This is a genomic window from Micromonospora sp. WMMD708 (assembly GCF_049315245.1).
GTDB lineage: Bacteria > Actinomycetota > Actinomycetes > Mycobacteriales > Micromonosporaceae > Micromonospora > Micromonospora wenchangensis.
Genome location: NZ_CP186060.1, coordinates 3,241,527 through 3,254,051 on the forward strand (window position 1 = coordinate 3,241,527; position 12,525 = coordinate 3,254,051).

Sequence of the window (12,525 nt, forward strand, 5' to 3'; positions counted from 1 at the left end):
GCCTGGGTCGGTGCCTCCACGCCTGCCCCACCCGGACCCGGGCACGCCGGACACGGCGGGGCCGCTGCGGTACATCTGGTGGCTGGTCCGTTGCCAGCCGTGGCGGGTGCTGCGCGGGTCGCTGTTCGGCACGGTCTGGATGGTGGGGCTGTCGGTGCGGCCGTTCCTCGTCGCCCGCGCCGTCGACGACGGGCTGCGGACCGGCGACACCACCGCGTTGCTCGGCTGGGTCGCCGCGATCATGGTCGCCGGGGCCGCGCTGGCCTGGGCGGGCATCATGCGGCACCGGACCATGACGTTCATCCGCGAGGACGCCAGCGCCCGCTCGGCCGCCGTCCTGCTGCGCCAGCTCGCCCGGGTCGGGGCGGTGCTGCCCCGCCGGCTCGCCGCCGGGGACGTCGCCACCGTCGGCGGGTACGACATCGTGCGCACCTCACAGGTGCTCACCCTGACCGGCCCCGGCGTGGGCGCGGTGCTGGCGTACGCGGTCGCGGCCGTGGTGCTCTGGTCGATCGACCCGGTGTTGGCGCTGGTGACACTGCTCGGGGTGCCGGTGATCGCCGTGGTGGTCGGCCCGCTGCTGCGCCGGCTGGAGCGGGCCGAGGCGGCCTACCGGCAGCAGCAGGGCGAGCTGACCACCCGGGCCGACGACATCGTCGCCGGCCTGCGGGTACTCGCCGGGGTGGGCGGCAGGCACCTGTTCGCCCGCCGGTACGCCGCCCGGTCGCAACGGCTGCGGGCCGAGGGCTACCGGGTGGGTGCCGTACTCAGCTGGGTCGACGCGCTGACCGCCGTCATCCCCGGGCTGTTCCTCGCCGTGGTGGTGTGGCTGGCCGCCCGCACGGCCGTGACGGGCGGGATCACCGTCGGGCAACTGGTGGCCGTCTACGGCTACGTGGCGGTGCTCATCGTGCCGGTCTGGTTCCTGCTGGAGGGCAGCTACCAGTTGATCCAGGGCCGGGTCGCCGCCCGACGGATCGTCGACCTGCTCCGGCTCGCCCCCGACCCGGTGGGTGGCCCGGGGACCCGTCCCGCCCCGGCCGGCCCGGCTCCGCTGCACGACCCCGACAGCGGGTTGACCGTCCCGGTGGGCCGGTTGGTCGGCGTCGCCGCCGACGACCCGGCCGACGCGGCGACCCTGGCCGACAGGCTGGGCCGGTACGTCACCGGCGCCGTCACCTGGGGCGGGGTTCCGTTGACCAGCGTCGACCTCGACGAGGTACGCTCCCGCATCCTCGTCGCCGACCACGACGGGTACCTCTTCGCCGGGACGCTGCGGCAGGTCCTCGCCGGCCCGCACGGCAGCGTCGACGACGCCCGGATCGACGCGGCGTTGCACGTGGCGTCGGCCCGTGACGTCGTCGAGGGGCTCCCCGACGGCCTCGACGCCCCGGTCGGCGACCGGGCCCGCACCCTCTCCGGCGGCCAGCGGCAGCGGGTCCGGCTGGCCCGTGCCCTGCTCGCCGACCCGGAGGTGCTGATCCTGGTCGACCCGACGTCGGCGGTCGACGCGCACACCGAGGCCCGGGTGGCGCAGCGCCTGCGACAGGCCCGTACGGGTCGCACGACGGTGCTGCTGAGCACCTCACCGGTGCTGCTCGGGCACGCCGACACGGTCGTCCACCTGCGCGGTGGCCGGGTCACCGGCACCGGGACGCACGCCGCGCTGCTGGCCGCCGACCCGGACTACCGGCGGCTGGTCTCGCGGACCAGCGGCACCGACGACACGCCGGTGGGGCGGCCCGGACGATGACGAAGCTCCCGGTCGCGAGTGCGGCGGTGGTCCGGCGGGCCGCCCGCGACATGCTCGCCGGTGACCGGTGGGCGGTCGCCGGGGTCCTGGCGTTGCACAGCGCCGCCGCCCTCGCCGGGCTGGCCGCACCGTGGCTGATCGGGCGGATCGTCGACCAGGTCACCGCCGGGGCCGGGACGGGCGCGGTGGACCGGTTGGCGCTGGCCATCGGCGGTTGCGTGCTGGTGCAGGGGCTGCTCGCCCGCTACGCCCAGTACGCCGGACACCGGTTCGGTGAGCGGGCCGTGGCCCGGCTCCGCGAGGACTTCGTGACCCGCCTGCTCGGCCTGCCCGTCTCGGTGGTCGAGCACGCCGGCACCGGTGACCTGGCCACCCGGAGTTCGGTGGACGTGTCCACGGTGGGCACCATGCTGCGTGACGTGGTGCCGGTGGTGGTCATCGCGGGCACCCAGTTGACGCTGCTGTTCGGCGCGGTGTTCTTGCTGGACCCGCTGCTCGGCCTGGTCGCGCTCGCCGGGCTGCCGTCGATCGCGGCGGTGGTGCGCTGGTACCTGCGCCGGGCCGCCCCGGCCTACCTGGCCGAGGGGGCGGCGACGGCGGAGCTGACCGAGACGCTGACCACGACCGCCGAGGGCGCCCGCACCGTGGAGGCGCTGCGGTTGGGCGGTGACCGGGTCGCCCACGGCACCGCCCGGATCGGCGCGGTGTGGACCACCCGACGGGCCACCCTCGCCCTGCGGTCGGTGTTCTTCCCGGTGGTGGAGGGCAGCTACCCGATCCCGATCGCCGCCGTGCTGCTCACCGGGGGTGTCCTGCTGTCGCGGGGGCGGGTCAGCCTGGGCGAGGTGGTCGCCGCCGCGCTCTACCTGCAACAGGCGATCGACCCGCTGGACCGGCTGCTGCTGTGGGTGGAGCAGGCGCAGCGCGGTGTCGCCTCGTACGCCCGGGTGCTCGGGGTGGGACAGGTGCCGCCGGAGCCCCGGGGCCGGGCGGCCCTGCCCACGGGGCGCGTGGTGCAGGTACGCGGGGCGACGTTCCGGTACGCGGACGGCCCGCAGGTGCTGCACGGCATCGACCTGACGGTCGCGGCGGGGGAACGGCTGGCCGTGGTCGGCCCGTCCGGGGCGGGCAAGTCCACCCTGGCCCGGTTGCTCGCCGGCATCGACGTGCCCGCCCGGGGGGTGGTGAGCCTCGGCGGGGTCCCGGTCACCGATCTCGACCCGGCCGAACGCCGCCGCCGGATCGCCCTGGTCACCCAGGAGCACCACGTCTTCCTCGGTACGCTGCGGGACAATCTGGCGTTCGCCGCGCCGGGGAGCACCGATGCGCAGTTGCGGGCCGCCCTGGCGGCGGTGGGGGCCGACTGGTACGCCGACCTGCCGGACGGTCTCGACACCCCGCTCGGGGCCGGGGTGCGCGAGCTGGGCCCGGCCGAGGCCCAGCAGCTCGCCCTGGCCCGGCTCGTCCTGGCCGACCCGGACATCCTGATCCTCGACGAGGCGACCGCCGCGCTGGACCCGACGACCGCCCGGCGCACCGAGCAGGCGCTCGGTGCGGTGCTGGCCGGCCGGACGGTGATCGCCATCGCGCACCGGCTCAACACCGCGCACGACGCCGACCGGGTGGCGGTGCTGGAGGACGGCCGGATCACCGAGATCGGCAGGCACGACGAACTCGTCGCCGCCGACGGCGTCTACGCGTCGCTGTGGCGGTCCTGGCACGGCCACTGATCCGGCCCAGGGATTGGCCCGACGCAATCGCCTTGTTGCCCCACCGGTCGGCGTCTACTGTGCGGTGATGCTCTCGGGACCCCTGACGTTGACCCTCGATGCGCGAAATCCGGCCCGACTCGCGCGCTTCTGGGCCGGCCTGCTCCACCGGGAGGTCGTCGAGGACGCCACCGGTGGTGCGCTCCTGCCCGGCACGACCACCCAGCTCGGTCTCCGGTTCGTCCCGAGCCCCACGGAGAAGCGCGGGCCGAACCGGATGCACCTGCACCTGACCAGCACCAGCCCCGACGACCAGCGGCGGCAGGTGGCGACCGCGCTGGACCTCGGCGGCAGCCACCTCGACGTCGGGCAGCGTCCCGAGGAGGGGCACATCGTGCTGGCCGACCCCGAGGGCAACGAGTTCTGCGTCATCGAGGCGGGCAACGGTTTCCTCGCCGGGTGCGGTCCGCTCGGCGAGATCGCCTGCGACGGCACCCGGGAGGTCGGCCTGTTCTGGAGCGAGGCGTTGGGCTGGCCGCTGGTCTGGGACCAGGACCAGGAGACCGCCGTCCAGTCACCGCACGGCGGCACGAAGGTCGCCTGGGGCGGCCCGCCCCTGGCCCCGAAGCAGGGCCGCAACCGGCAACGCCTGGACCTCGCCCCCGCGGGTGACCAGCAGGCGGAGGTCGACCGACTGGTCGCCCTCGGAGCCACCCGGCTCGGGATCGGCGCGGACGACGAGATCGTGCTCGCCGATCCGGACGGCAACGAGTTCTGCGTGACGGCGAGCTGATCGCCCGACCGATCGCGACCCGTGCCGGCCGGTCGGTCGGTCGGTTCAGTCGAGGATCGTGACCGTGGTCAGCTCGGTCAGGCCGGAGATGGTCAGGACGCTGCCCAGCAGCGGGTTCGCCACCACCCGCAACCGGTCGACGTGGGCGAACAACGCGGCCAGCGCGGCGCTGTCCAGGTATTCCACCCCGGTCAGGTCCACGGTCAGCAGGTGCCCGTCGGCCATCGCGTCGGCGATCGCGGTCCGGAACCGGTCGGCGTTGCTCATGTCGATCTCGCCGGTGACGGTCAGCACCGGCGCGCCGCCGGCCTGCCGGCCGGTGGCCAGGCCCAGGGGCGTGTTCATGCGGGAATCCTCGTGTGCAGCTCGACGGTGGTGCCGGCATCGGTGGTCCGGATGTCCACGTGCGACATCAACGCGCGCATCAGGTTGATGCCGCGCCCCCGCTCGTGGTCTGTCTCGGGCACCTTCCACCGTCCGGAGTCGACCACCCTGACGAACAGGTCGGTGCCGGCGGCCACCGCGAGCAGACGGATCAGCCCGGGACGGGCGTCGCGGTGGCCGTGCTCGACCGCGTTGGCGCAGGCCTCACCGGCTGCCACCAGCACGTCCTGGGCCAGGTGCGGGTCGGCGCCGGTCCGGCGCAACCACTGGCGCAGGGTGGAACGCACCGGGGCCATCTGCGAGCGGTCGGCGGGGAACGACAACTCCAGCGGCGCCGGGTGGCGGTAGAGCAGCAGGGCGATGTCGTCGTACCCGCCCTGCGGGGTCATCCGCCGCATCACCCGGTCGGCGAGCTGCTCCACCCCGGCGGTGTGGTCCTCCCGGACGGCGGAGGCGGCCTGCGCGATCCCGGTGTCGAGGGACTGGCGGCGGCGTTCCACCAGGCCGTCGGTGTAGAGCAGCAGCACGGCCCGGGGCGGGACGATACTGGTCGCGTCGGGGCGGCCACCGCGCGACGGGATGCCCAGCGGGCTGCCCCGGCCGGCGGCCAGCAGTTCGGTGTGGCCGTCGGGGTGGGTGAGGATCGCCGGCGGATGCCCGGCGCTGCTGTAGGTCAGCTTCCCGGTCTGCGGGTCGAGGATGCCGCAGAACACGGTGGTGCAGGCCGCGCCGGGCAGCATCCGGGCGAACCGGTCCAGGGCGGTGAGCACCTGCGCCGGGCCGGACGCCTCCAGCAGCAGGGCCCGGCAGGCGCTGCGCAGTTGCCCCATCACGGCGGCGGCGGGCAGGCCCCGGCCCACGCAGTCGCCGACGACGATGCCGATCCGGCCGTCGGGCAGGGTCACCGCGTCGTACCAGTCGCCGCCGACCTCGAGGGGGCGGGTCGCCGGCTCGTAGCGGACGGCGAACCCGGCGGGGAGTTCGGCCGGGCCGAGGATGGAGCGTTGCAGGGCGACCGCCACCTCACGTTGCTGGTCGGCGGCGTGGGCCCGGTGCAACGCCTGCCCGAGCGCCCCGCACAGCAGCAGCAGGAGCATCTGGTCCTCGGTGCCGAAGCCCCGTGCCGGGTCGAGTTCGAGCCAGACCACCAGTGGGCCCTGCGGCGAGTCGACAGTGGTGCCGACGCCGGCGGGCCGGGTCCCGGTGGCCGGGTCGATGGTGATCCGCAGGGGTGGCTGCGCCCGCAGCGCGGTGACGGTCTCGCGGACCGGGTCGGACAGCTGCCTCCAGTCGGTGCCGGGGGTGGCGGTCACCGTCGGCGTGCCGTCGGGCGTCCAGTGGGTGGCGACCGCCCGGTGGGCCTGCCAGAGCTGGCGTAGCTCCTCGACACCGGCGCGCAACGCCTCGCTGGTGCTGGCGGCCCGGGACAGCCGCTGGTTGAGGGTGCTGAGGGCGGTCTCCCGCTGCACGGCGTACCGTTCGGCGGTGACGTCGCGGATGGTGCCGACGACCATCCGCCGGCCCTGGTCGTCGGTGACCGCGTTGAAGGCGACCGCCGTCCAGAGGCGGTGCCCGTCGCGGTGCCGCAGCGGCACCACGAACGACCCGTGGGTGACGGTCATCGCCTGGGCGAACGCGTCGGCCACCAGCCGGTTCGCCGAGGCGTCGGCGACGTCGTCGGGCCACCACGGGTAGCGGGGACGGTAGGGCAGGCCCTCGGGGCCGTAGCCGAACAGCTCGGCGAAGGCGGTGTTCATCTCCACCAGCGCGCCGTCGGCGTCGAGGACGAAGAACCCCTCCTGCAACGAGTTGATCATCGCGGCCCGCCAGTTGGCGTGGTGGTTGCGCAACCGGGCCAGGTCGACGTTGGCCCGGACCCGGGCCAGCAGCTCCTCGGCGGAGAACGGCTTGACCAGGTAGTCGTCGGCACCCGCCTCCAGCCCCTCGACGGCCGCCTCCTGACCGGCGCGGGCCGACAACAGCAGCACCGGCACCCCCATGGTGCGGGGTTCGGCGCGCAGCGCGGCGACCAGTTCGAGGCCGTCCAGGCCGGGCATCATCACGTCGCTGACGATCAGGTCGGGCGGTGCGGTCCGGGCCCGGGACAGCGCGGCGAGCCCGTCGCCGACGGCGGTGACGTCGTAGCGGGACCGCAGCAGCCGGTGCAGGTACTCGCGCATGTCGGCGTTGTCGTCGGCGATCAGCACCCGGGGCCGGTCCCCGCCGGGCAGGCCGGCCGGTGCCGGCTGCGGCACCCGGCGGTCGTCGGTGCCGGCGGCCGGCAGCCAGCGCAGCGCCTCGGCGACGAACGGTTCGGCGCTGTCCGACGGCACGGGCGCGCCGACACCGGTGACGACGTGCTCGGCGGGCAGGTGGGCCACACCGTACGGCAGCCGTACGGTGAAGGTGGTGCCGACGTCCGGGGTGCTGTCCACGGTGATCGTGCCGCCGTGCAGGCCGACCAGTTCCCGGACCAGGGCCAGGCCGATGCCGCTGCCCTCGTGGGAGCGGGACCGCGCCTGCGGCACCCGGTGGAAACGCTCGAACAGTCGGGGGATCTCGTCGGCCGGCACCCCGATGCCGGTGTCGGCGACCTGCACCGTCGGGGTGCCGTCGCGTTCGGCGACCGTGACCCGGATGCCGCCGTGGAAGGTGAACTTGAGGGCGTTGCTGAGCAGGTTGAGCACCACCTTCTCCCACATCGTCCGGTCGACGTGCACCGGCCCCGACAGCGGCGGGCAGTCCACGTCGAGGGTGAGGCCGGCGCGTTCGACCGCCGCCCGGAACACGCTGGCCAGCTCGGCGGTGAACCGGGACAGGTCGACCGGCTCGTAGCTCGCCTGCATCCGGCCGGCCTCGATGCGGGAGAAGTCGAGCAGCGCGGTGACCAGTTTGCCCAGCCGCAACGCGTTGCGGTGCATGACGTCCAGCTCGTCGCGGACCTGCGCGTCCTGGTCGCCCAGCCGGGCCCGCAGCTCCTGCAACGGGCCGCTGATCAGCGTCAGCGGGGTACGGAACTCGTGGCTGATGTTGGAGAAGAACGCCGTCTTGGCCCGGTCCAGCTCCGCGAGTTCCTCGGCCCGCTGCTGTTGCACCTCGTAGGCGACCGCGCCGTTGATCAGGGCGGCGCTCTGCTGGGCCACCAGGTCGAAGAAGGTGCGGTAGCCGTCGTCGAGCGCCCGGCCGGCGCTGGCGGCCAGCACGATGACGCCGATGTCCTCGGCGCCGGTCTCGCCGTGCAGCGGCAGCACCACCGCCTCGGTCGGGGTGGTCTGCCAGCCGCCGGCCGGCAGTTCGCCGACCCGGTCGACGAGGTCGGTGACGTGCGCCGGGCGGCCGTCGGCGAGCACCCGGGCCACCGGCCACCCCGCTGCGGCGGCCCCGTCCGCGCGGTCGACCTCACCGGCCCGGGTGCTGGCGGTCAGGCGCAGGCCGCCGTCGCGGGCACGCAGGTACACCGCCGCGTACGGCACGTCGGGCCCGGCCCGGCCGAGCGACCCGGCGACCAGCTCGCACGCCTCACCGACGGTACGGGCGGTGCCGGCCTGGGCCCCGAGGTCCTGCAGCGCGGCGAGCCGCCGCTGGCCGATCACCCGTTCGGTGGTGTCGCTGACCGCGGTGAACACGCCGCGCACCACACCGTCGTCGTCGTGCAGCGGGCTGTAGGAGTACGTCCAGTAGGTCTCCTCCCAGTAGCCGTGCCGGTTCATCGGCAGCAGCAGGTCCTCCGACCAGGTCGCCTCGCCGGTCTCCACCACGCCGCGCAGCATCGGCCCGATGATGTGCCAGATCTCGCCCCACACCTGGTCGCCGGGCTTGGCGAGGGCCGGGTGTTTGCTGCCGAGCAGCGGACCGTAGGCGTCGTTGTAGAGGAAGCGCAGCTCCGGGCCCCACCAGACGATCATGGGGAACCGGGAGGTGAGGCAGATCCGGGTGGCGGTGCGCAGGCTCGCCGGCCAGGCGTCGACCGGGCCGAGGGAGGTTGCGGGCCAGTCGAAGGCGCGCATCCGGGCCGCCATCTCGCTGGCGCCGGTGAACACGGAACGCCCCGCCTCAGCCTCGGCCATCGCCGCCCCGCCCTCCCGCACGTCTCGCGCAGGGACGACCGCCTGTCCGCGGCTCGTCGCCGGTCACCGGCAGAGTCTCCTACCGTTGCGGCACAGCATGCCGTACGCGCTGCCGGAGCAAAAATCGGGCGGGGCGCGACGGCCCGGCGTTTCCCGGCCTATCCCTCCGCACCGGACAAGTCGGTTTCGGGAAAGTTTCGGCTGCCGACCGCCCACCGGGGCGATGCCCGGCACCCTCCGACCGGCCGGTGCCGCGCGTCGCACCGCCGTGACGACCAGGGCACCGCCCGACCTCCGAAACTTTCGGGCTATGCTGCCGACGGGCGCACGACTGCGGAGGAGATGGGCATGGCGGAGGACCGGGCGACGCTGTCGGAGATCGCGACCGCCGCGGGGGTGTCCGTGCCCACCGTCTCGAAGGTGCTCAACGGTCGACCCGACGTCGCCCCGGCGACCCGACGCCGGATCCAGGACCTGCTCGACCGGCGGTCGTACACCGCCCGCCGGGCGCCCTCGATGCCCGGTGCCGCCGGCCTCATCGACCTGGTCTTCCGGGATCTCGGCAGCCCCTGGGCGATGCAGATCCTCGACGGTGTCGAGGATCTGGCCTACCGGGCGGGCGTCGGGGTGGTCGTCTCCGCCGTGCACGGGCGCAGCCGCAGCCGTCCCGACCGGCGGTGGATCGAACAGCTCTCCAAGCGCCGCTGCGACGGGGTGCTGCTCGTGCTCTCCGACCTGTCCCCCAGCCAGCAGGGTCAGCTCGAAGAGCTGGGCATCCCGGTGGTCATCATCGACCCGGCCGGCCAGCCCGGCGCGGGCATCCCGTCGGTGGGGGCGACGAACTGGTCCGGCGGGGTGGCCGCCGCCGAGCACCTGCTCGACCTGGGTCACCACCGGATCGCGGTGATCGGCGGCCCGCCGACGGTGCCGTGCAGCCGCGCCCGGGTCGACGGGTACCGGGCCGCGATGAACGCGGCCAACCGCAAGATCCCCGCCGGGTACGTCCGGCACGGCGACTTCACCTCCCCGTCGGGCTACCGGGAGATGAACGCCCTGCTGGACCTCGCCCAGCCCCCCACCGCCGTGTTCGCCTGCGCCGACGAGATGGCGTTGGGCGCCTACGAGGCGCTCTACGAACGCGGTGCCCGGGTCCCCGACGACATCAGCATCGTCGGCTTCGACGACCTCGACTCGGCGCGCTGGGCGGCCCCGCCGCTGACCACCGTGCGTCAGCCGCTGGCCGAGATGGCCGGCATGGCGACCCGGATGCTGCTCTCCCTGGTGGCCGGGGAGGGCCTGGACAGCCACCGGATCGAGCTGGCCACCCCGTTGATCGTGCGGCACAGCACCCGCCGGCTGGCCTGACCGGGCGGGTTACCGTCCGCGCAGGCGGCACGGACCGTCCGGGGCACCGGCCGCGGGGTCAGCGCGGCAGGGAACGGGCCAGCCGGAAGCCGACGTCGTCGATGCGCAACGTCGGGTGGCTGCGGCGGCGTACCGAGGCGCGGCAGCTCCAGTGCTCGTCGAACCAGCCGCCCCCGCGCAGTACCCGGTAGCCGCCGTACACCTCGGCGTCGTAGATGTCCCAGCACCACTCCCAGACGTTGCCGAGCAGGTCGTACAGGCCCCACGGGTTGGCGGTACGCCCGGCCACCGGATGCGGCCGTTCCCCGGAGTTGCCCCGGTGCCAGGCGATCTCGTCGAGCGGGCCGTAGCGCGGACCGGTGGTGCCGGCCCGGCAGGCGTACTCCCACTCGGCCTCGGTCGGCAGCCGGTAGCCGTCGGCGCGCGGGTCCCAGTCCGCACCCTCACCGTCGTCGTGCAGCCGGTACGCCGGGGTCAGCCCCTCCTGCCGGGACAGCGCGTCGCAGAAGCGCACCGCGTCGACCCAGGACACCCCCTCGACGGGCAGCCGGTCGCCCCGGGTGCTGCTCGGCCGCTCCCCGGTCACCCGGGCGTACCACCCCTGGGTGACCGGGACGACGCCGAGCCGGTACGCCGCCACCCCCACCGACCAGCGTCGCCCGGTACGCCGGTCGGACAGGGTGACCTGCCCCGCCGCGACGGTCACCATCGCGGTCAGCGCGTCGTCGTCCACGGCCGCCGAGCCTACCGGGGCCTTGCCGGGTGGCGGCGTCAGGCGACGGCCGCCGCGGCGGCACGACCGGCGGTGCGGCCGGAGAAGAGGCAGCCGCCGAGGAAGGTGCCCTCCAGGGCGCTGTAGCCGTGCATGCCCCCACCCCCGAACCCGGCCACCTCGCCGGCCGCGTAGACCCCGGCCAGCGGTTCGCCGTCGGGGCGCAGCACCCGGGCGGACAGGTCGGTGTGCAGCCCGCCGAGGCTCTTGCGGGTCAGCACGTGCAGTTGGACCGCGATCAGCGGGCCGGCCGCCGGGTCGAGCAGCCGGTGCGGGGTGGCGACCCGGATCAGCCGGTCACCCCGGTAGCGGCGGGCCCCCCGGATCGCGGCGAGCTGGGCGTCCTTGCCGAACGGGTGGGCGATCTCCCGGTCCCGCGCCTCGACCAGGGCGGTCAGCGCGGCGGTGTCGAGCTGCGGCCCGTCGGTCTCGGCGGCCAGCTTGTTCATCCCGGCCACCAGCTCGGGCAGAGTGTCGGCGACGACGAAGTCGGCCCCGTGCCGCTTGAACGCCTCGACCGGGCCGGGTGCCCCCGGCCGGACGCGTTGCAGCACCTGCCGGATGCTGCGGTTGGTGAGGTCGGGGTTCTGCTCGGAGCCCGACAGCGCGAACTCCTTCTCGATGATCTTCTGGGTGAGCAGGAACCAGCTGTAGTCGTGGCCGGTGGCACGCAGGTGCCGCAGGGTGGCCAGGGTGTCGAAGCCGGGGAACAGCGGCGCCGGCAGCCGCGCCCCGGTGGCGTCGAGCCAGAGCGAGGACGGGCCGGGCAGGATGCGGATGCCGTGCTGGGGCCAGATCGGGTCCCAGTTGCGCAGCCCCTCGGTGTAGTGCCACATCCGGTCCGGGTTGATCACCTGCCCGCCGGCGGTCTCGGTGATGGCGAGCATCCGGCCGTCGACGTGGGCGGGGACGCCGGTGACCATCCGGGTGGGCGGGGTGCCGAGCCGCGCCGGCCAGGCCCGCCGGACGAGGTCGTGGTTGCCGCCGATGCCGCCCGAGGTGATGATCACGGCCTGGGCGTCGTGCCGGAAGTCACCGACGACCTCCCGGGAGCTGCTGCGCCCCCGGGGCGCGTCGTCGGGGGCGAGGAGCGCGCCGCGTACCCCGGTGACGGCTCCCGCGCTGGTGACGAGCTCGTCGACCCGGTGCCGGAACAGCAGCGTCACCCGGCCCTGCGCGACGGCCTGCCGGACCCGCCTGGCGAACGGCTCGACCACGCCGGGGCCGGTGCCCCAGGTGACGTGGAACCGGGGCACCGAGTTGCCGTGCCCGTGGGCCGCTCCCCCGCCCCGCTCGGCCCAGCTCACCACGGGGAACACCCGGTGGCCCATCGACCGCAGCCAGGCCCGCTTCTCCCCGGCGGCGAAGTGCACGTACGCCTGCGCCCACTGGCGCGGCCAGTGGTCCTCGGGCCGGTCGAAGGCGGCGCTGCCGGTCCAGTCCTGCCAGGCCAGCTCGACCGAGTCGCGGATGCCCATCCGCCGCTGCTCGGGCGAGTCGACGAAGAACAACCCGCCGAACGACCAGAACGCCTGCCCGCCGAGGTTGTGCTCCGACTCCTGGTCCAGCAGCAGCACCCGGCGGCCCGCGTCGGCGGCCTCGGCGGCGGCGACCAGACCGGCCAGGCCTGCGCCGATCACGATGACATCCGTCTCCATGCGCCGACCCTACGTAGCGCGGTG

General features: G+C 74.8%; 8 protein-coding genes. 4 read left to right on the top strand and 4 right to left on the bottom strand.

The genetic code is table 11. The features are described 5' to 3' along the window. The first annotated feature begins 106 nt into the window (after window positions 1-106). The 3 genes from ACN260_RS14340 (at window position 107) to ACN260_RS14350 (ending at window position 4,255) form a co-directional block, all read left to right on the top strand. The gene (locus tag ACN260_RS14340) at window positions 107-1,753 is read left to right on the top strand and encodes an ABC transporter ATP-binding protein (RefSeq protein WP_422756713.1); all 1,647 of its coding nucleotides are present in this window, start codon (window positions 107-109) and stop codon (window positions 1,751-1,753) included. Further along, window positions 1,750-3,483, top strand: coding sequence for an ABC transporter ATP-binding protein (locus ACN260_RS14345; RefSeq protein WP_422756439.1), 1,734 nt, complete (start codon window positions 1,750-1,752; stop codon window positions 3,481-3,483). Before ACN260_RS14340 ends, ACN260_RS14345 begins: the two co-directional genes overlap by 4 nt. A gap of 67 nt (window positions 3,484-3,550) precedes the next feature. Continuing rightward, on the top strand, window positions 3,551-4,255 hold the full coding sequence (locus tag ACN260_RS14350; protein ID WP_422756440.1) for a VOC family protein: 705 nt from the start codon (window positions 3,551-3,553) through the stop codon (window positions 4,253-4,255). A gap of 45 nt (window positions 4,256-4,300) precedes the next feature. Here ACN260_RS14350 and ACN260_RS14355 read toward each other — a convergent pair whose 3' ends face one another. After that, a complete protein-coding gene (locus tag ACN260_RS14355) occupies window positions 4,301-4,600 on the bottom strand; it encodes an STAS domain-containing protein (protein WP_422756441.1) in 300 nt (99 codons plus the stop codon). After that, window positions 4,597-8,706 carry a SpoIIE family protein phosphatase gene (locus ACN260_RS14360; protein ID WP_422756442.1) on the bottom strand — a complete coding sequence of 1,370 codons (4,110 nt, stop codon included), beginning with the start codon at window positions 8,704-8,706 and terminating at the stop codon, window positions 4,597-4,599. The genes ACN260_RS14355 and ACN260_RS14360 overlap by 4 nt, the downstream gene beginning before the upstream one ends. Before the next feature lie 348 nt (window positions 8,707-9,054). On the opposite strand from ACN260_RS14360, the gene ACN260_RS14365 reads away from it, so the two are divergent. Further along, window positions 9,055-10,071, top strand: coding sequence for a LacI family DNA-binding transcriptional regulator (locus ACN260_RS14365; protein ID WP_422756443.1), 1,017 nt, complete (start codon window positions 9,055-9,057; stop codon window positions 10,069-10,071). Between the two features lie 58 nt (window positions 10,072-10,129). Here the strand turns inward: ACN260_RS14365 and ACN260_RS14370 are convergent, their stop codons facing one another. Together ACN260_RS14370 and ACN260_RS14375 are read right to left on the bottom strand one after the other, a co-directional pair. Further along, window positions 10,130-10,780 (bottom strand): formylglycine-generating enzyme family protein, encoded by a 651-nt coding sequence (locus ACN260_RS14370; RefSeq protein ID WP_422756714.1) that lies wholly within the window; start codon window positions 10,778-10,780, stop codon window positions 10,130-10,132. A gap of 62 nt (window positions 10,781-10,842) precedes the next feature. Continuing rightward, complete coding sequence (locus ACN260_RS14375; protein ID WP_422756444.1) at window positions 10,843-12,501, bottom strand: FAD-binding dehydrogenase; 1,659 nt, start codon at window positions 12,499-12,501, stop codon at window positions 10,843-10,845. Window positions 12,502-12,525: the final 24 nt, after the last annotated feature.